This is a genomic window from Verrucomicrobium spinosum DSM 4136 = JCM 18804, assembly GCF_000172155.1.
GTDB classification, from domain to species: domain Bacteria; phylum Verrucomicrobiota; class Verrucomicrobiia; order Verrucomicrobiales; family Verrucomicrobiaceae; genus Verrucomicrobium; species Verrucomicrobium spinosum.
Genome location: NZ_ABIZ01000001.1, coordinates 1080146 through 1100041, shown reverse-complemented (window position 1 = coordinate 1100041; position 19896 = coordinate 1080146). Strand labels below are relative to the sequence as shown.

General features: G+C 60.1%; 12 protein-coding genes. 2 read left to right on the top strand and 10 right to left on the bottom strand.

Annotation, left to right across the window (positions count from 1 at the left end):
• The first annotated feature begins 8 nt into the window (after positions 1–8).
• Positions 9–227 (top strand): hypothetical protein, encoded by a 219-nt coding sequence (locus VSP_RS04250; RefSeq protein ID WP_009958985.1) that lies wholly within the window; start codon positions 9–11, stop codon positions 225–227.
• Between the two features lies 1 nt (position 228).
• Here VSP_RS04250 and VSP_RS04245 read toward each other — a convergent pair whose 3' ends face one another.
• From VSP_RS04245 to VSP_RS04195, 9 genes are all read right to left on the bottom strand, one after another.
• Positions 229–5355, bottom strand: coding sequence for a hypothetical protein (locus tag VSP_RS04245; protein WP_009958984.1), 5127 nt, complete (start codon positions 5353–5355; stop codon positions 229–231).
• Positions 5356–5735: 380 nt separating this feature from the next.
• Entirely contained in the window at positions 5736–6350 is a 615-nt protein-coding gene (locus tag VSP_RS04240) for a hypothetical protein (protein WP_009958982.1), read from the bottom strand.
• A gap of 356 nt (positions 6351–6706) precedes the next feature.
• Positions 6707–7881, bottom strand: a protein-coding gene (locus VSP_RS33830) for an IS3-like element ISVsp13 family transposase (RefSeq protein WP_086010718.1) whose coding sequence is annotated in 2 segments (ribosomal slippage) — positions 6707–7605 and positions 7605–7881 — 1176 coding nt in all. Because the reading frame shifts where the segments join, the coding sequence is not laid out codon by codon here.
• 86 nt (positions 7882–7967) lie between these two features.
• Entirely contained in the window at positions 7968–8180 is a 213-nt protein-coding gene (locus VSP_RS41910; protein WP_009958978.1) for a hypothetical protein, read from the bottom strand.
• A 577-nt stretch (positions 8181–8757) separates the two neighbouring features.
• Entirely contained in the window at positions 8758–9507 is a 750-nt protein-coding gene (locus VSP_RS04215) for a hypothetical protein (protein ID WP_009958977.1), read from the bottom strand.
• A complete protein-coding gene (locus tag VSP_RS04210) occupies positions 9504–11714 on the bottom strand; it encodes a hypothetical protein (RefSeq protein WP_157210729.1) in 2211 nt (736 codons plus the stop codon). Before VSP_RS04210 ends, VSP_RS04215 begins: the two co-directional genes overlap by 4 nt.
• Positions 11711–12421: a hypothetical protein gene (locus VSP_RS04205; protein ID WP_029190164.1), complete on the bottom strand. Its 711-nt coding sequence runs from the start codon at positions 12419–12421 to the stop codon at positions 11711–11713. Before VSP_RS04205 ends, VSP_RS04210 begins: the two co-directional genes overlap by 4 nt.
• Positions 12422–13017: 596 nt before the next feature.
• Complete coding sequence (locus tag VSP_RS04200; protein ID WP_009958974.1) at positions 13018–14337, bottom strand: DUF1552 domain-containing protein; 1320 nt, start codon at positions 14335–14337, stop codon at positions 13018–13020.
• The gene (locus tag VSP_RS04195; protein ID WP_157210728.1) at positions 14334–16871 is read right to left on the bottom strand and encodes a DUF1592 domain-containing protein; all 2538 of its coding nucleotides are present in this window, start codon (positions 16869–16871) and stop codon (positions 14334–14336) included. The genes VSP_RS04200 and VSP_RS04195 overlap by 4 nt, the downstream gene beginning before the upstream one ends.
• A 1489-nt stretch (positions 16872–18360) precedes the next feature.
• On the opposite strand from VSP_RS04195, the gene VSP_RS04190 reads away from it, so the two are divergent.
• Complete coding sequence (locus VSP_RS04190; protein WP_009958972.1) at positions 18361–19116, top strand: HAD family hydrolase; 756 nt, start codon at positions 18361–18363, stop codon at positions 19114–19116.
• Here the strand turns inward: VSP_RS04190 and truA are convergent.
• The gene (truA, locus tag VSP_RS04185) at positions 19107–19883 is read right to left on the bottom strand and encodes a tRNA pseudouridine(38-40) synthase TruA (RefSeq protein WP_009958970.1); all 777 of its coding nucleotides are present in this window, start codon (positions 19881–19883) and stop codon (positions 19107–19109) included. The genes VSP_RS04190 and truA overlap by 10 nt on opposite strands.
• Positions 19884–19896 lie beyond the last annotated feature (13 nt).

Below are 19896 nucleotides of genomic sequence, written 5' to 3'. Positions count from 1 at the left end.
CCTGCTTCATGAAGACCCAGCTCCTTTCCGCGGTGATCGCCACCTCCTTGTTGGCACTGTGCCAGTGCAAGCCCCCAACGCCTCCTGAGCCACCCCAGCCCAACAACGTCCTGCCTGAGCCCGGAGAGAGCAAACCCGCCATTCCCACAGAACCCTCAGGCGAGCCCAAACCCGGCGAGGTACTCACGCCCGGAAGCGGCTTCCCCACCGGCAGCGGTCCGTCATAGCTCACTTCACAGGCGTAGAAGGCGGTGCCTTGGCCACCAGATTGACGAGCCCCTTCTTGCCCGGCACCGGGGACGTATCCGGCACTCCGTTCAACAGGATCTGCGCTTCTTGAGCACGCCCCAGCTTGATCAGCAGCGCAGCCTTGCGCAGCTGCATGGCCTCACCGCTTGGCACTGTCTGGCCTGGTGCGGTGCCTGGAGGCCCCTGCGCCTCACGCCCGGCCAGTTCCATCATCTCCAGCGCCTTCTGCGCCCCTGCCGTCGCGAACGCCATGGCGGCGAGATCATAACCGGTGCGACCACCTTGGTTCAAGCCGTCAACGAGTTGGCCCGCAGCGGCCACCGCCTCCTCGGTACTGATCAGGGAGAGCGAGGCGAGAACCCCCGACAGTGACGATGATGGCTGGGTCAAATCGACCTGCATTTCCGGCCGGTTGAGCACTGCAAGCGTCCACTTCAACCGGAAATCCACCGGCAGACGGGACTTCCCTTCCGCCCCCATCTGGGCCACCAGTTCCTTCAGCCGGATCAGCGTAGGCGTCGCAAACCGGCCGGTGGAAGGCTTGGCGTCGGTCTGTAGCGGCGGCTGTCCGGAAGCCTCCCTCCAGGTATCTACCAGCCACTTCAGTGACTCAAGTTCTGGGGAGGAGATAGCGGAAGACGAGGTGGGCAGGCTCTCCGCCACGACCAACATCACGGCATTCCGGCGTTCGCTGGACAAATCAGGCCAGGCGGGGGCCAAAGCCTCCACCAGCCTCATCAAGTAGTGCAGGGAGGCCCGGCTCCGGGACGAGGCGCTCGTGGAAGCACTGGATCCGCGCAACATGTCACTGACAAGCCGCAGGTCCTGGGAAACAACCGAGGTCTCAGCCCCGTCCAGCAGCCGTGCCGCGGCATGCAGGGCCAGGATCTCGACCGGCCAGGCCTCCGCTGCGTCTGGCCGGTACTTCTCCAGCCCCGGCACGGCCAGCTCAGCCTGCCCGGCGATCTGCGGAGCCAGACGCGCGAGGTGCCTTGGGCTGGTTCGCAAGATCAGGGCGAGCAGAGTTCTGCGCACGGAGGCCTCCTGCGCCGGAGTCCCGGCAACACGATTCACAAAGTCTGCCATCAGGTCATCCCATTGCTTTGCCGCCGCAGCGTCCTGCCTCTGCTCACCTCGGGGCCGTGAGTCTTGCAGCAAGGCGAACTCGCCCAACAAAGCCAACTCACTCTGCTCCGGTTGGAAGGCCCTGGCGAAGGCGGCCACAACATCCTTGCCCGGCAGCGGGCTGGCCGGGACCTCGCGCACAAACTTGGGGCTGACGGGCGCGATGCGGTGCCACCCCGCACTGAGCAGCGCGGCGGCACGCGCTGGCTGACCCCGCGCGGCCAGCACCGCCACGGGCCAGGATTCCTGTGCGTAGGGAGACTTGTTCACCTGCTCACACAGGTCCAGCGCCGCGGTGTCTCCCAGCCTTGCCAGGATGCCCAGCGTGGCATGCACGGAGTCCGGCTGAATGGAAGTGATCCGGCCCTTCACGGCATTCCGCGCATGGCTCTTCCACTCCGTGGCAAATTCCTGCGCAACCGCCTCCCACTCTGCGCCGCCCGATGCAGTGGCAAAAGCCTCAAACATCACGGCAAACTCTGCCACGGGCAGATAGTGCCCCCGCTTCCAGCACTCCACCGCCGTCCGTGTGGCCGGGAGGACCAGCGAGGAAGGCACCTGCCCGGGAGCAGCCTGCTGGCACCAATAAACGGCCAGGCCGAGCTGCTGGCGCGGGGCTTCCGCCAGCTTGCCCGCATAGTGCGCCCACCCGCGCGCCATGCCCGCCTTGTCGCCATTCTGGAGGGCCTGCTGAAAGGCACCCGCCACCGCCAGTTCGCGGATCAACGCGCCCTCCGGCCCGCTTCCCGGGTCTGCCAGCGCCCACGCCAGAATCTCCTTCCGGGATGGCTCAGGCACAAGATTCATGAAACTACCCAACACCGGTGCCGCCGCCACTGGCTGTGCATCCTTGAACCCGGAGGCAAACTCCGCCACCATGCTGCGGGCCGCCCCGGCCGCGTCTGCCCACCCCCCGGCATCCAGCCAGGAGTCATGCAGTCCGTCTGCCGCCAGCGAGGCCACGGAAGGACCCGGAACGCCGGGCTGCCCCGTAGTGTCGGCATGCAGCCGCTGCCACACAAAGCCGGCCATCCGGGCGCGCCCGTCGCGCAACAACGTCTGCACCCGGATGGAGGCCGGCACCGGATTGAGCACGAACACTGCCATGCGATGGGGCTCGGCGTGGGACGCGGAGGATCCACTCATCACAGCCATTTCAAAGAAGGACTCCGCCGTCGCCCGGTCTCCCGCATCGAGCAGCCTGCGGAGCTCCCTGCCGGTCACAGAGGAGACGCCCCGGAGTGGTTGCAACATCGAACCCGGAGCTGTGCGGGCACGCAAGGCCTCCAGATACTTCAGCTCCAGTTCATCCTCATGCTTCAGCAGCAGACCCAGCGCTCCCTCGCGCGGCATCTCAAACTTGTCCTTGAGCAGGCCGGGAAAGACGCTGTTCAGGGAAAGCAGCAGCATCTGCTTCCTGCCGCCATCCACCCGCTCGATGTCCGCCGACCTGCCATTCAACACGGCACAGGCCCCCTCAAGGTCTTTCTGGCACAACGAGGCGAAGAAGTCCGCACCGAACGTGGCAGGCTGCCGTTTCTGAAGTTCAACCGCCAGCGCCGCGCGGGTCTCCGGGGGCAAGGCACGGATGCGCCGCACCACCATCTCTGCCTGATGCCGCCCCGGGGCAAAGACCAGCGGGGAAAACTGGTCAGCCTGCACCAGCAGCTGATACTTCTCCAGCACCCGCACCGCGGCCTTGGGATCGAGGAAACCTGCCGCCGGGAACATGCGCTCCTCCACCCGCTGCATCCAGATGAACTCGGGATTGGCGGAGATACGGTTCGCGGTTTGCACCACCCACGGCAGGAGTTGCGGGTGATCCGCCGCGACCAGCAGCCACGCCCCCACGGAGCCGCTTTGAAGTTTCGTGGTGGCAGGCAGGTTCATGTTGTCGCCGCTCTCGACCAGTTGGGTCAGCTTCTGGAAAGCCTCCCCAGCCCGCTTGGGATCCTTGGCGTGAACGGCGGCGATGGCCTCTGCGGCCCTGATCATGACGGCCCCGGAACGGCCAGACGGCAACCCCGTACCAGAGCGCATCTCCATGTCGTGGGGCGAACTGCCATCAAAGAGCTCCTTCATCTGCGCGGCATTGAGGATGCGATCCACCAGGCTCTGTGCCGATTCATTCTTCTCTGACTGATGCAGCTTCAGCCCGGCAGCAAGTCCGGGGGCCGCTAGAGCCAGAGCATCCAGATCTCTGACCCAGAGGGTCAAAAAGCGAGCCAGCTCCGCCTGACGGTCCGCAGGCAGCGTTTCTAACTCAGTCCGGTATTCCGCCACCACCTGGGTCAGATTCCGCTCATACACCGGATTGAGCAACGCTTGCAGCACATCCGCGCCAAACGTGCGAGGCTTTTGGGCCATCAACACAGGCAGAAAGACTTTCCCCGCGCTGGGGCGGCCTGCGAAGGTGCTCAGGATGCGCTTCACAAAGCCCTTGTCATGCGGCTCATCCACACGCCAGTACCGGGTAAAATCGCTGGCATTCCCCAGGACGCCCGCCGCTTCCAAAAACGTGATCAGGCGCTGCGGCTGCGGCACGTGATCCCCGGGACGCCAGGCCCGGAACAAGGTGGTGGAAAGCCAGTCTCCCTGCTGGGTGAAGCCTTCGCGTGCAGCGAGCTTCAGCACTGCATCCAGCATCTCAGGCTCATTGGCCGCCTCCTGCAGCAGCTCCCTGGCCCCATTCTCCCCCTCTTTGCCCGGCAAGGTCCGGAAGAGCCGCAACCCATCCTCAAGAAACTGCCGGGCCAGACCCTGATCCCGGACTGCCAGCCGCCGGAAGCTGTGATGCGCCTCCAATGCCGCAGAACGGGGATCAAGCTTAAGTTCATCGAACCCTTTCATCGCCCTCCAGGTGAACCGGACAGAGTCCAGATGCCAGGTCTCTGCTTCCAGGAGCGGATTCAGCAGCTCTTTCAACGCCGGATCAAGCGGTACCGGGGAAGTGATGGCGTAATACCTCGTACCCAGCAGCGCGAGCAGATTGCTCGCGGCCTCATCCGTCAGCCGGCCCAGGGCTTCGCGACGCCGCTTGAGAAAAGCCGTCATCATCCGGTTGTCCTCCTCATCACCGATGAGGCACCCGGTGAGCTCAGAGCCAAAGGTGCGGGGCTGGCGGGAGGCCAGCTCCGTCAGCACCTGCTTCTTTAGATCGCTGTACTGATCCCAGCGGAACCAGGAGGCGATCTCGCCCAACGCCGTTTCCCACGAAGATCCCCGCAAGGCGATGTCTCTGAACTCACCCACATCCGCCACCACGGGAGTTCCCTGAAGGATGCTGAATGCATGCGCGACGTCTCTCATCTTCTCCTCCCCCTGCATCTGGGCGAAATACTGGGAGCTCCATGCCGTCGTGCGCGAGACCCCTGAAGCGTCGGCCAGTTCCAGCACCTGTCGCATGAGCTGTGGCACACATCCCATCTTCATCAGATACTGGTTTGCAGGCCCTTCCCGACTGCCCGCCTGGATGGTGTTCTGTTCTTCTGGACTCTGTTTCAGCAGGGCATAAGCATGCTTGAGCACCGCCTCCGTCTTGGCCCGGTCCACCTTGATCGCACGGCGCATCACACCGGGCAGGCTGCTGGAGAAATCGTATTCACTCTGCCCCACATCCGCCCAGGTCTTCATCGCCAGTATGCGATCCAGCTCCTTCACATGGGCCGTCATCACCTCCTCCAGAAGTTTCTGGTGCGCGACCTTCGGTGGCGATTGACCCGACCGCTTCACCAATCTTTCCGCAGAGGTCGCGGCCGCTTCCAACAGGTGCCCGTCCATCTGCACCCGGATCACCCGCTCCCGCATCGCGTCATTCAGCTCTGGGCGTTTCATCAGCCGGTCCAGAGTGCGTGCCGCATCCTGCGGTTTGCCAGCCGCGATCTCCTCCTGGGCCCTTTGCAAGTCATCCTCCGGCGTCTCCGCCGCACTCAACACCGCGGCCAGCAGCCAGCCACTTAAGAAGCATGTGAAAAATCGCATGTCCGGTTTTACCACCAGTTTTCAGGATTTGGCAACCCACCAACTCGTTCCAGCTGAAAGCCTGCGATATCGCAACAATACACCACCCGAGAATGGAGCTAATATGGTTCAAAGCCCCGACTCTATCACCAACGCGCGTTCATCCGGAACCTCGCCATCACTACAAGGATTTGCACGGTTCAACTGAGGCTCATGAAGCAGCCGCAACGCCTGCCGCAGCAGTTTCACTCCCGATTTGCATGTGTCTGCAAATTCGACACATGTGAGTTCTAGTGATGTCAGCACATGGTCAATTCCTTCTGTCGAGCTATGACGTAGGGAGCGGATTATCGTGTCCGCATGACATTCCGCACTCGAAGAAAGCTGTCGTCACCGCCCCTCTATACCCAGAGTGGTTTATGAGTGGCGCCAGAAGCGTACTTCCTGCGCAGGTCGTGAACTCCGGAATTTCTTTTGTACAGTTTGTCGTAGAGTGTGAGGAATTCTGAAACCAAGTCGAATTTCTCAAGTCTCTCTCCCATTTCATTGCAGATTTGGAACCACGCAAACTCGACAAGCTCGCCATTCATGATCGTGAATTGTTCAATGGCTGCATTGTATTTGGTGCGAGCATCATTGACCACACCAGAAATCAACTCACGAACTTTCCCGTGAATCAAAATCAAGCACGATATATACTCCCTGACCGGGACTCTCAGATCTAAATCCTTCGAATTTTTTTGCAACTCCTGCAACACACTGGATTTAAAATCTCCATTCAGCGCAAGCTCGGTGTGGCTGAGCATAGGTGCCACCGTTTGTCTAATATATTCTGCGTCTTTCGCAGGTTCACGGCTGAAATTGTATGTGATCGTGTGAACTGGCAGCCCGCAGTGCTGAACATGATTTCGCAGAGCTTCAATTACACGGTAACCAAAAGTTTGGTCATATAGCTCACCTTTGAATTGTTTGAGAGAATCCGCTTCTAAGCTGTTTTTACCAAAAAATTCGCTCATGCTCCGCGCCGTCTGATCGTTTTAAAGTCGGAACGAACTTAGCAAGTTGACCAAACGTCTATCAAGATCCAGTCGTTGCGCCATCGCCTCGTCATGCCCTTGGTCGCTCCATAGAAGTGAGGTGGACCCCGTTCTTCGGCCAGAGTTGCTGGAAGTTAAGCTATGGTGGGCTGGCTGTTCATTGGGTTAGTTTGGTTCTGTCTTGATGTCAACTTCCTCATTGCACTTCCGACCGATGGGGTTGTGTAACGAAAGGCTCGGAGCGAAGCGGAGAGCCTGAAGTGCAACAACCCCTTCGGTCGGACCGCCGCCCCTGGGGGGCATCCAAGCGGGCTCTGGAAGGCCGCTTGGTGTGTTCATGCGGCAAGAGCCATGGGCATCCTCGGCACTGTCGCAGGCAGCTTCGCAATGCCCTTGTAGGCTTGCTCAGGTGTCTGGTAGCCCAGGGCCTCGTGGGGACGCCATGTGTTGTAGCGCTCAAACCACCGGGCCAGCCCCCGCTCAAGCTCAAGGATGGTGCCATGTTCGCGTATGTAGATTTCCTCGTACTTCACGCTCCGCCACAGCCGTTCGATGAACACGTTGTCCATCCACCGCCCTTTGCCGTCCATGCTGATGCGCGCTCCCAGCTCTTCAATCCGCCCGGTCCATTGCTCACAGGTAAACTGGCTGCCCTGGTCGGTGTTGAAGATCTCCGGCCTGCTCCCTGTCTCCCTCACCGCCATCTCCAGCGCCTCAAGACACAGGTTCACATCCATCGTGTTGCTCACCTGCCACCCCAGCACTTTGCGCGTGTGCCAGTCCATCACTGCACACAGATAGGCGTGGCCTCGCGCCATGGGCACATAGGTGATGTCGGCGCACCACACCTGGTCGGGACGCTCCACGGCCATCTCCCGCAGCAAGTACGGATAAATGCGGTGCCCGTCTCCAGGCTGGCTCGTGCGCGGACGACAGTAGATGGCCTCCAGCCCCATCTGACGTCGCAGCCGCTGCAAGCGCTTGCGGTTGGCCTTGAAGCCGTGGTCGCGCTCCAGCACCTTCACCAGGCGACGGGTCCCCAGGCACGGATCCTTGAGGTAGAGCTCATCAAGCAACCTCATGATTCGGCGGTCTTCACCGCTCTCAGGCACCGCCTCATAGGCTAGCATCGAGCGGCACACCCCCAGCAGTTCACACTGGCTTCTCATGCTCAAAACGGGGTGTTCTTTTTCGACCAGCCCGGCAGGTCGTTCCAGATGCCGAGCTGTTTGGACTTTTTTTGCAGAAAGTCCACTTTCACGGCCAGCTCCCCGATCTTGGAGTGCAACTGGGCCCGTTCGCGCTCGTGCTCCTCCTGGTCGGCACGGCCATGGTCCTGACCAAAGACCCCGGCCATCCCAGCCTGGAGCGTCTTCTTCCAGTCAGAGACCTGCACAGGATGGATGTCGTACTCCTTGGCAATCTCGGCAATGGTCTTGAGGCCTTTGAGCGCTTCGAGCGCCACTCGGGCCTTGAATTCGGGGTCGTGTCTTCTACGTTTGGCTTTCATTTTCGAGTTTCAGGTTCTGGTTTACTCCAGCCCTGCCCAACTCCAAAACTCCAACTTCAGCACTGGTCCGATTTCCGGGGTCCACCTCAAAGATTAGTCTGAGCGTGCTTCAACATCTCGACTTCCCATTCCCAGAAATTGTCTATTACAAGCTTAAAACGCTCTTCAATGAGCAACGCAGCCGCACACAGATTCTTGCTGCTGCGAATTTGTTCATAGTGCTCCTGACCAATTTGTTCGGTGACGCGAGGTCGCTTCGGAACAAAGCCCACTACTTCGTGATTGACCAAGCGCTTCATATTTGATTCAGGGGGCTGAATTGACGTTTCAGGCTGTAAGGACACTGGGCGAAAGGGAGTGGAGCTTTGATGTGATGCTTGGGCTCCCCAAACGCTTGAGAGGAGTCCAAATGGATTCAGATCTGTAGAATATTTTCGATCTCAGTCGGATCGCCTTCTCACGATATAGTCCTACAAGATCGAAAGTATTGTCCCCATCTATTGATGGTATAAGGGTGGTTGCTAGCAAGTCAAGCTTGAGACTTTTCTGCTGCTCAAGTGTGCCCGTCAACCGCTACCCTCGCCCTCATTGAATAAGGAAATCCGCAGGCGTTCAGATGTCTCCACCTGCGCTCTGGCAGATGATTGTAGTCAGTACATGTGGCATGCCCTTGGGGCACATCAGTGCTTTGCTTTCGCACCACTGCGCCCATGCCTGATGCATTTGGCTACTGAGTTAGCTTCCACGAGCTCGACCACCCACTCCTGCTCAATGCCAAGAAGGATCCCGTAGTGTTCTCTGACACACTGCTGGCGAATATCCATTCCACGACACTGGTTCACCCCAGCATCAAATCACGCGTCAACCCACACAACTTCACGAAGAGTTCCTTTTTCCTTTTTTCCTGACGATTGCCGTGAGTATCAAGATAATGCCGACTGCGGTGACAGTAAATACCGCCCACCAGCCCAATTTTGATGAACCAATGCCACTGCTACGCTCTTCTGGTTGCGCTCCTGCATTCACGGGCGATTGCGGTTGCCCTGCGTCTTTGGCGATCTGCTCTACGCCTGTGATCGACGCCTTTACTCGTTCGATAAGTTCAAGCTTTTCTGGTGTTGATTGTTTCGACGCTTGTTCGAGAGTGATTTGCAGCCATTTGGAAACATCTTTGACGAGCAGAGTCAGACTAGCCGAGTCGCTGTCATCAAGTTCCAATTTTCGCAATAGCTGGCGGCCAACCCGAAGCCTAAACCTTTCGATCGTGGTCTTGCCCCTCGGAAGCTCATCTGAAATCGAACGCGACCAGTTCGCTGAGCCGGTGACTGCGGAGGCCAGCCTCTCGGCGTTGTCGCTTTCCCTGAATGCAAGGATGGACTCCGTGGCAATGATCTGACCAGATGGCTTGTCTAATCGTACCGAGGCTAGCGTAGCCTTGATGTCTTCCGGCGTCCCATTCGAAATAAGCTCCACGACTAGCTTTGCCAATGCAGTGGAATGCTCAGAATTGGGCTGTTCCAATGATGATTCGTCAACCAAGATACTGAGACGTAGCACCTCGTCCTTCTGAGATCCCCACAAGGAGAGGAAGGGGGTTAAAACTACAATTAGAATAATTAGTCTCATGGCCAAAAGTCGTTGTTTCGTCGTGTCTCGCTACCATCATTTGCCCAGATTTCGTCGAACATATCTCCATCCTGGTTGATATCCCTGTTTGCAGCAGCTTCATTCAGCTTTTTGAATTTAGCCGAGAACCGAAGTTGTTTGTAATCACTCACACAATACCACTTCCCGGCGATTTCGAGCCTGGCAAACTCTAGAAAATGTCTGTCGGTACTGTAGATATCACCTGCGGTTCCGGCATTTGTATTAACCGAGGCACGAATACGATCATCGTCCTCTAGCTTTGCCAGTGTATTGGTTGAATAAGGATCTTGCGGCGGCTCCTGACTGTCGTCGTTGCCTTCTAAGGCATTCATCGGATAGCCTAAACTGTTCGTTGCCGCTGCTGTAACATGCACAACAGTGTTTCCCTTGAGAGGGAAATCTTTAAAAATTGTTCCTCCTGGCGGCAAGTTTACGTCGCTGCCACTAAGCATGTTCGCAAAACTGCGAGTCCGCCATTGCCTAGTCATGTCCCATTTACTGCCAGGTCTGACATTGACCAAACCATCCAACGCGTGAGTTTGTTGCTCTTCCGGCACCTTGGATACCGGCTTCCCCTTTAAGTAAGGGATTTCGGAATTGACGTCGCAAATCGACGCTGGTTTGATATGTCCATCGTAGGTCCATACGCGATAGAATGAGGACCGCAACGCTCCATTTTGGGCCTCATCTATTTCTTCCGGGCCATTGGTAATGATAATATCCACCCATACCACCCAGACATACAGTTGGCATACAATCGCTCCGCTGCTCTTTTCCTTGATCTGGACGATAGTTCTTCCGGGCGTGCCCCTCGCAACTTTGCACTTGTTAGAAGTTGCTCCCACCACTGCCCCCACCCAGTCAAATTTCTGCGTGAATGTGGCGGCATCAATACCCTTCGCCTCAAGCTCTACGTCAGGTTGAGGCAATTCGGTGTTCTTTTGCGGGGTTACAAAATGTTTGACGGTGCTTCCAGTAGTTGCCGAATAGACCACATCGCCAATCACGCCGCGCATGCCTTCTGACGGAACGATGTCATAGCGGGTGATCTTCTTCTCCGTGCTGGTAGCTGGAACACTTACATCTGCAGACGCAAGGACTGCACCATATCCAGTGCTGCCGCCAGCCGTCGAATAGGGCTCACCGGGCTGAATGTTAAGGTCAACCGCCCCAATCTGCTGGTCGACGCCGTTTTCTATGGATTGGCTTTGAAGCGCAACGGAGACCTGCGTCAGGCGTTCAGGTCTTGGTGCATCCTGCGTCCACGCCAAACGTAGCTCTATCGATCCTCCAATCCAACTTTTGTACGGGTCGACAAGCCATTGGGCGGAGGACGATCCCAGGTCAGGATAGTTCGGAGTCTCCGTAGGATAACCAGGATCGCTTCCCTGGCTGACCTCAGAATAGCTTGAACTCACCGACCAAGGCCCAAGCGAAGGTCCCCAGCCGTTTTCCGTCTCGGAAAGCTCGGTAATTTTGCCTTTGGCTTCGCCTAGGTCGCTAATCTCCGGAAACTCCCGCCCGTCACTGAAAGTTGCGTATCCCCCAATGACCGGCAGTACAGGGTATTCTCCGCTTGAGGTGAGGATCCAGCTTCCTGCCGGAGGGTCGTCGCTGTACCAGGACCAGGACCAGGCAGCATACGCCATGTTTCCGCCTGATTGGGTCCAGCTCGCGCTGACCCACCTTGATTCCACGGTGACGTATTCCTCCATCGGTTTCAGGACCGGCTTGTCCTCTTCGTCCCGGGGATTTGTATTCGACCTCTGCTCCTCATCATCGTACCATCCGTCGTCATCCGTGTCTTGGTCAAAGGGATCTGTGTTGTCCTGGATCTCCTCCGAGTCGGGGATGCTGTCACCGTCACTGTCCATTTCAATGGGGTTTCCCTGGAGCTCTGTGTGCTTCAGGCGCAGGAAAAGCCGGTCCGCCGTGGTGGTGAATCCCCAGGAAAGGATGCTGCTGGTGCCGATCTCAGTGACTGGCAAGTAATCCCACTTCTTCAGATCTTCCGACTGCTGAAGGTAGTAGATCCTCCCTGCTTCACCCCACCATGAGAAGGTGAAGCTGTTGGTGTCAGGGTCGTGAACGAGCTGAGCCCCGGAATTGAGGTCTCCAGGACTTTGTCCGAATAGGGCTGCAGTACTGATCCAGCCCAATAGTGCGGAAAGAAGTGTCTTTCTCAAGGCGCGTCCTCCTGCGGAACGACCTGATATCGCTGGCTTTTGACAGGCCAGAACTTGATGACGGTGCCCTTCGGTTGCGGTGGATTTGCTTTCAAAAACTGTTCGCGTTGCAATTGCTCAGTCTCCCTCTGCTGGCGTGCAGCGATGAGCGCCTGTCGGTTGTTGTCATAGTGATCAAGGAGGGTCTCTAGTCCCGCACAATCGGCATCAATTTGGGCAGCATCGGGAGAAGGACCCGTCAAGACGTAGCTCGTTATTCCTGCAGGAAATGCTGAATCAGCAGGCAACTGAATCAAGCTGGCGGCGGGGGTTCCTGCTGCCAGCAACTCGGCGTTTGCGGCATTCAGACTCTCGGAGGTGTCATTGCCAACAGCGAGCATGACAGAATAAACCGCGTCCTCAGATTCAGCCATCCCGATCCCGGCAAGATTGTTGAAGTCGATATTCACAAAAGCGCTGTAGCTCCTGTTCGCGGAGTGCCAGCGTACGAGGGTAAGCTTGTTGTCATAGACTGTGCAGGAGATCGCCAACAAATGGTGTGGTTTGGCGGGCGCTTCCTGTTGGGGTGTTTCTTCTCCACTCGACTGCGCCACTGCAATCCCCGCCTTGGATATCACCGGCGCACGGTCAAGTCTCTGCATGACAATCGCCCGTCCATCCCGGTATTTGACGACCTGTTGCTGCACTATGGGAAGTGGCTGCGTCATTTCATCCGAGGCGGTCAGCCGGGGCGCTGAAGTGCTGACTGCTACCAGAAGGAGGCAACTTAGGGGGTGGGGGCTCTTGATGTTCAAATCTTAGAAAGTTTGGCGCAGAGCTATTGTGTTTTTTTGCGATGGCAAGTGAAAACGAGATACCGGCTGTCCGGTTGCCCTAAGGAAAGTTCTTTCCCTCTCCGCTTCGCTTCGGCACCACCACCATCAGGCTCCGCGCCATTGGAAGCGGCTCCGCAGATTGCCACCTCTTGGTTCGCTTCGCTCACTTCGGGCTATGAGTGCCTTTGGCAGGCCGTCCGTCAAGGGAATCCTCCTTTAATGCCTCACTGGGCCTGCATCCGAAAGCCCCCCCCACACGGAGCGAGGAGCCTGCTAAGGGTGGAGTCGGCGCCGGAAATACCTCCCTCCGCCGCCCGTTCCCGGGCCAGCCGCAGGAGTTCAGCGGGAGGAAGCTCTTGTGCCGGGAGGACAGCAAACGACAACACCGCGCTGGCTGACCAGAGTAAAAAAGGATGACGCATGGGAAGGTTTTCCCCATGCCTATCCCAAACTCGCTGTCACTGCAAGCCAGCAGCGATGGTCTGCCGCTAGGCGAGATTCAACGCCCCGCCCTCGCAGAGCCCGGCCTTGCCAAAGGTCTTCAGGTCCTGATGCCCCATGGCGTGCGCCAGAGTCATCCAGAGGCGGTTGTGGGCCACCTTGTCCAGCTTCAGGTGGCGGCCCATCTTGAAGCCGGGAGCCCCACCCACGATCACGCAAGGGATGTTGTCCAGCGTGTGGGAGTTGCCTTTGCCCAGCTCGTTGGTCCAGACGATCAGGGTGTTATCCAGCATGCTGCCTTCGCCGCCCGCTTCGGGCGTTTCGGAGAGGCGCTTCGCCAGATAGGCAAGCTCGCCGCAGAACCAGGTGTTGATCTTCTTGAGCTTCTCGTAGGAGTCCTTGTTGTCATCTGGATCGTGGGAGAGCGAGTGGTGCCCGTCCTCCACACCGAGCCAGCGCATCTGCGCCTGTCCCACAGAGCGCATGTACTGCAGGGTCGCCACCCGGGTCATGTCATTGGAAAGGGCATTCACCAGCAGGTCAATCTGCATGCGGCTGATCTCCGGGGTGTTGTCGTTCACCAGCTCAATGCCGGGATCCAGCTCAGGCATGGGGTGCTGCAGGGCCGCATCTGCCGCCGGGTTCTGCAACTCCTGCTCCAGATTGCGCACCAGCATCATGTGCTGGTCGAGCAGCGCCTTGTCCCGGGCGCTCAGCTTGCTGGAGATCTTCTTGAGATCGGCACTGACGTCGTCCAGCACGCTGATGAGGCTGTCCTTGTCCTTCATCTTGCCATAGAGCTTGGCAAACATCTGGTACGGATCATCAATCGGCGCGATGGGCTGGTTGGCCCCGGCATAGCTCATGCGGGTCCACGGGTCAGCGCGATTCGGTACCGCCACGCCGAACTCCAACGAGCCAAAACGGGTCTTCGTCTCGGCACGCCCTTGCAGGAAGTTCTTGATCTCCTGATCAATAGAGACGCTGCCCGCCCAGCCAGCAGGCTTGTCGGAGCCACCCTGGATGTTGCCAGGCATCAGCTCACTCGCAGTGAGCAGACAGCTCATGCCACGCATGTGCTGGTCACCATCGCCACGGATCTTGTTGTACACGCCATTGAGAATGAGCGTGCGGTCCTTGTAAGGCTCCAGCGGCTTGAGGATGGACTTGAACTCGAAGTCTGCCCCCTCCTTGTCCGGCCAGAAATCGGCCGGCAAAGTGCCATTGGGCGAGAACATGATGACCACCCGCTGACGACGCTGGGGCATCGGAGCGCCCGTCAAGCTGGGCAGACCGGCGATGAACGGCAGCGTGGCAGCAGAGACTCCAAGGTCGCGGAGGAACTGGCGGCGGTTCAGGGCTTTCATGATTTGGCGGGGGGTGGGGTGTTGGGGGTTGGAACAGGAGCAGGAGCAGGGGCGGGAGGCGCAGCCGCAGGTGCCGGTGGCGGCGTGTTCTGGGCGGCCGGGTTCTGCGCGGGTGCAGGTGGGGCGGGCTGCGGTTTGGGAGCCGGAGGCGCAGGCGGCGGCACATCATCCATGGCTCCGATCACGGCAATCTCTTCCAGCAGCTTCTGGATGTTGCAGCCTTCCTTGGTGAACTTGGCACGCAGCGTTTCCAGCGTGTCATCACCGAAGGCCGCCACCGGCTGCTTCACGGTATGATGAAACAAGTGCCGGACAAAGGTGCGGTGCCCGCTCTCGCTGTTGGCGGCATAGCTGGCGATGTCGCGGGCGCCGCTGAGCTGGATGGTCTGGCCCTGCTCGTTGGCGAAGTGTCCGGCGGGATCCACCGGCTTGTTCTTCTCCTGTGTGCGCCAGCGGCCGATCGCGTCGTAGTTCTCCAGGCTGAAGCCCAGAGGGTTGATCACTGAGTGGCACGCCATGCAGGCGTTGTCCTTCGTCATTGCCGTGATCTTCTCCCGCATGGTCAGCGTGGGGTCGAAGTGGCTGTCCTCGAACTCCACCGCCATGGGCGGCGACTTGAGGGACATGCCCACAATGTTGCGCGTCAGGAACACGCCGCGATGGATGGGCGACGTGTCCTTGTTGTAGGCAAAGGCGGCCATCAGGTAGGGATGCGTCACCACCCCTGTGCGCTGCCCGTTCCCGAAGCTCACTTTCTGGAACTCCGACGTGGGTGCTGCGGCGTCGCCCTTGCCGTAGAATTTGGCCAGGACGTCATTGATCCACAGGTAATCCGCCTGCAGCAGTTCACGGTAGTCAGACTTCTCGCTCCACACGATCTGGTCCACAAACATCCAGAGCGATTCACGCAGATCCGCCAGCACCTTCTCATTGAAGCCCGGGAAGGTCTTGGCGTCCTTGGCAATCGTGCTGGCGCGATCCAGCTCCAGCCAGTGGTGGAAGAAACCGCGCAGCTTGGTCTTGGCGCGGGGGTCAGCGATCATCCGGCGGGCCACGGCGGCGACACTGTTCCGATCTCTGAGCTTGCCCTCTGCCGCCATGCGGGTGAGACCACCGTCCGGGATGGAATCCCAAAGTTCCAGCGCCAGTCGTGAAGCCACGGTGAAGTCATCCGGGTGCTCCAGCTCACTCAGGTCGGGATAGAGGAAACGAGGCGACTTGAGCGAGAGCATGACCACCCGCTTCACCGCCACTTCAGGCGTGGGCGACCTGGCAAACTGCGCGTCCACAAAGATCTGCTTCTGCTCATCCGTGAGCGGGCGGCGAAAGGCCGTTTCCGCGAACTTGCGGCTGAACTCCTTCAGCTTGTCCACGCGATCCCCTGCACCGGCTTTGGTGCCCGCCAGACGGTCCAGGTTCTTCTCCACATGCTCCGCCACCTCGATGGCGGCATCGGTGGTGGATTGCTCCCAGGTTTTGGAAACTCCCGCGCCACGTTCATAGCCCTCACTCCGGTCATCCGCGGGGAAGGTCGTGTTCACCACCATGTGAATGCCGCCCCCGTTGGGCGTGAGATAGCGCTGGGGGATCAGTTCCAGCACACCGTGTGGAGTCTTCCACATCAACTGGATGGAAGAGGCGTCCTCCCGGTACTTGAAGAACTCCAGCGTGAATGTGTAGCTCCGCCCGCCCAGCAGGAAGATGGTCTTCTTCTCCTCCCGCACATCCGGGCCGCTGCTCACCCACGCATCAATGATGGGGGTGTCGTTGTTGTTGACGTACAGACGGGCCCCGTTCTGCGTCTTGATGACAAACTCATAGTTCCCTGTGTCCGGGGCGATCACGGCACCGTCCCAGCGCACTCGGAATTCATCGCTGGCCATCACCGCCTTGTCCGGGCTGTCTGCGCCGAACTGAAAAGCCACCTGGCCATCCACCCGCTCAAAGCGATGCTTGGGGCGGTCTTTCTTATCCTCCTTGGCTTCAGCGGGCGGGCCCACGAAGTCTGGCTCCGCCTGAGGCAGCATGAAGCCATTGTAGCGCGCCTTGAGCCCCCGTTCCTTGCCGGGCGGGCGGTCAGAACCGGGGCGGAAACGCCCCACCACATCCGCCACAGAGGTCTGGTACTGGGCCACCGTCAGACGGGTCAGGTCCTTGCGCGCAGGATGGTTCTTCGCCTGGGCCGCCGGCGAATAGAAAGCGTCGTAAATGTAGGCCGCTACCTGGGCAGAACCCGCCGCGTCCAGCAGTTCCGGCTCATCCTCAGGCATGGTGCGGTCAATCCGCTTGGCCAGGGCTTCCAGGGTGCGATCACCATGCAGCGGCTCGTCGTACTTGCCCGCCACGCCCTCGCCCTTCGCGCCATGGCAGTCCAGGCACATCTTTTTGTAGATGACAGCACCGGGATGCTCAGGCAGAGGCAGTTCCGCCCCGACCACGGAAGTCGCCCCAAGCGCCACCATGAGCACCGGCAGCAACTGCGCGTGAAAACGGCGGCGGGAGGAGCTGAAGAGATCCATTCGTAAACAATTCATTATCAGCGGGTTTTAGGGAAACCTGTTCCGTCCCGCGTGCGATGAGGGTACGGATGGAAATTACGCTCCCCGGCGCACTTTTCTATCATCTTGCGGGACATTTGGCGGAGGACGTCACCACATAAGTACGCTTGTGCGTCTGGCCAGGAGTCTCGGCGTTGGGCATGTCGGGAAAGGGCAGTCAGGGGACGCTCGCGGCAAGCGGGGCGCTTGCCCTACAGGTGGGGTCAGGGGCGAGGAGGATGACTTTGCTCCTGTTGGCCACTTCCTCGCTCCCCAGCCATCAACCCTCTGGGTTGTAGGGCGACCGCTCCGGTTGCCTCAGTCAGGGGACGCTCGCGGCAAGCGGGGCGCTTGCCCTACAGGTGGGGTCAGGGGCGAGGAGGATGACCTTGCACCTGTTTGGCCACTTCCTCGCTCCCCCAGCCTTCAACCCTCTGGGTTGTAGGGCGACCGCTCCGGTTGCCTCAGTCAGGGGACGCTCGCGGCAAGCGGGGCGCTTGCCCTACAGGTGCGGTCAGGGGCGAGGAGGACGACCTTGCACCTGTTTGGCAACTTCCTCGCTCCCCCAGCCTTCAACCATCTGGGTTGTAGGGCGACCGCTCCGGTTGCCTCAGTCAGGGGACGCTCGCGGCAAGCGGGGCGCTTGCCCTACAGGTGGGGTCAGGGGCGAGGAGGACGACCTTGTACCTGTTTGGCAACTTCCTCGCTTCCCCAGCCATCTACCCTCTGGGTTGTAGGGCGACCGCTCCGGTTGCCTCAGTCAGGGGACGCTCGCGGCAAGCGGGGCGCTTGCCCTACAGGTGCGGTCAGGGGTGAGGAGGACGCCCTTGTACCTGTTGGCCCCTTCCTCGCTCCCCCAGCCATCTACCCTCTGGGTTGTAGGGCGACCGCTCCGGTTGCCTCAGTCAGGGGACGCTCGCGGCAAGCGGGGCGCTTGCCCTTCAGATGGGGTCAGGAGCGAGGAGGACGACCTTGTACCTGTTTGGCCACTTCCTCGCCCCCCAGCCATCTACCCTCTGGGTTGTAGGGCGACCGCTCCGGTTGCCTCAGTCAGGGGCAGCGCGCGGCAAGTGGGCCGCTTGCCCTACAGGTGGGGTCAGGGGCGAGGAGGACGACCTTGTACCTGTTTGGCAACTTCCTCGCTTCCCCAGCCTTCAACCATCTGGGTTGTAGGGCGACCGCTCCGGTTGCCTCAGTCAGGGGACGCTCGCGGCAAGCGGGGCGCTTGCCCTACAGGTGCGGTCAGGGGCGAGGAGGATGACCTTGTACCTATTTGGCCACTTCCTCGCTTCCCCAGCCATCAACCCTCTGGGTTGTAGGGCGACCGCTCCGGTTGCCTCAGTCAGGGGACGCTCGCGGCAAGCGGGCCGCTTGCCCTACAGGTGCGGTCAGGGGCGAGTAGGACGAACCCACACCTGTCGGCAATCCCTCGCTCTTGTTGACTCCCGCCCATTGACTCCCTTCACATCGTCGCCACCCTTCGGCGATGCCCAGTTTCGCCTTCTTTGACCTCGATCACACGCTGCTGCCTTTTGACACGCAGGCGTTGTTTGCGAATCACATGCTGCAACAGGATCGCGGTCGCACGGCTTATCTGCTCCGCTTTGCGCCCATCGCGCTTCTCCGGGCGGCCAAGGTGCTGCCGACCGTGATGGCCAAGCGGGCCTTCATGGGTTACATGAAAGGACTCTCCAGCGCGGCGCTCACAGAGCACGCTCGCGTCTTTGCCCTGCAAGTGGTGCGCCCCTGGGCCTATCCAGAGTTGATGGCCGAGGTGGCGAGGCATCGGGAGGCAGGGCGCGTCCTCATCCTCAACACCGCCAGCCCGGACGTGTATGCCCATGAGATCGCCAAGGCCCTCGGCTTTGACCACTGCATCGCCACCCAGGTCCAGCCCTCCGAGCGCATGCCCGCCCTGCCCGTGGTGCTGGGCATCAACAACAAGCGCGAGGCCAAGATCGCAGCGATGAAGAAGGCGGTGCCTGCGGTGGCCGCAGCGACAGCGGATGAGATTCAGGACTCGTGGGCCTACTCCGACAGTGCTGCCGATCTGCCGCTGTTGGGGTTCGCCGGTCACGGCGTGCTCGTGCACCCCAATGCGGAGTTGGAGGCCATCGGCGCAAGTCGGGGCTGGCCCGTGCTGCGGCCCAAGCGACCCTACGAGAACAAGGCAGGCGATGTCCTTTGCTCCGCCCTCCAGGCGCTGGGGCTGTACAACACACCCCCGCCGGTTCAAGCGTAAAACACCTTCACCAGATACAAGCCATCCGCCGGGGCGCACTGGTTGCTCTTGAGCCCTGAGGGATCCCCCACCAGATCGCTCAGCCACTCCAGGCGCTCCCGCCCCCGGGCCACCTGCACCAGACTGCCCGTCATGAGGCGGACCATCTTGTAAAGGAAACCGTCGCCTTCGAACTCGATTCGGATCACCTCGCCCTCCGGGATGATGTCGATGCGGCGCACCGTGCGGGTCAGCGCTTCCGCATCCTCCCGCCGCTCGTCCTCGCTCATGCCCCCGCGGTTCGCGGAAAGCCTGGCAAAATTGTGGGTTCCCGTGAGAATCCCCGCCCCGTGGTGCAGCAGGTCCAGATCCAGCGCCCCGTACACGTGCCAGGCCCGCCCCTGCTCAAAGGGGGACATCACGTCCCCACGCCACAGGCGGTAGCAGTAGATCTTTCCCACAGCGTCAAACCGGGCGTGGAACTCCCCTGCCGCATCCTCGCAATCCATGACGCGGATGCTCTGGGGCAGACGGACGTTGAGGGCGCGAACCCACGCCTCCCGGCCCATCTTCAGCGCATCCGGCACATCGGCATGAGCCACCTGGGCCAGGGCATGCACACCAGCATCGGTGCGCCCGGAGCCCTGCACATTCACCTGGGTGCCGGTGAGATCACGGAGCGCGGTCTCCACCTGGTCCTGCACCGTGACGCTGTTCGCCTGGGACTGCCAGCCCCTCCAGGGGCGGCCGTCATAGGCGATCGTGAGCTTGAGCCGGCGAAACGACATGTGGCGCGGGGCA

What these genes read in the sequence shown, in the direction of transcription:
- VSP_RS04250 (WP_009958985.1), top strand. Translation starts at nt 9, where the DNA reads ATGAAGACCCAGCTCCTTTCCGCGGTGATCGCCACCTCCTTGTTGGCA.
- VSP_RS04245 (WP_009958984.1), bottom strand. Translation starts at nt 5,355, where the DNA reads ATGCGATTTTTCACATGCTTCTTAAGTGGCTGGCTGCTGGCCGCGGTG.
- VSP_RS04240 (WP_009958982.1), bottom strand. Translation starts at nt 6,350, where the DNA reads ATGAGCGAATTTTTTGGTAAAAACAGCTTAGAAGCGGATTCTCTCAAA.
- VSP_RS41910 (WP_009958978.1), bottom strand. Translation starts at nt 8,180, where the DNA reads ATGAAGCGCTTGGTCAATCACGAAGTAGTGGGCTTTGTTCCGAAGCGA.
- VSP_RS04215 (WP_009958977.1), bottom strand. Translation starts at nt 9,507, where the DNA reads ATGAGACTAATTATTCTAATTGTAGTTTTAACCCCCTTCCTCTCCTTG.
- VSP_RS04205 (WP_029190164.1), bottom strand. Translation starts at nt 12,421, where the DNA reads ATGACGCAGCCACTTCCCATAGTGCAGCAACAGGTCGTCAAATACCGG.
- VSP_RS04200 (WP_009958974.1), bottom strand. Translation starts at nt 14,337, where the DNA reads ATGAAAGCCCTGAACCGCCGCCAGTTCCTCCGCGACCTTGGAGTCTCT.
- VSP_RS04195 (WP_157210728.1), bottom strand. Translation starts at nt 16,871, where the DNA reads ATGAATTGTTTACGAATGGATCTCTTCAGCTCCTCCCGCCGCCGTTTT.
- VSP_RS04190 (WP_009958972.1), top strand. Translation starts at nt 18,361, where the DNA reads ATGCCCAGTTTCGCCTTCTTTGACCTCGATCACACGCTGCTGCCTTTT.
- truA (WP_009958970.1), bottom strand. Translation starts at nt 19,883, where the DNA reads ATGTCGTTTCGCCGGCTCAAGCTCACGATCGCCTATGACGGCCGCCCC.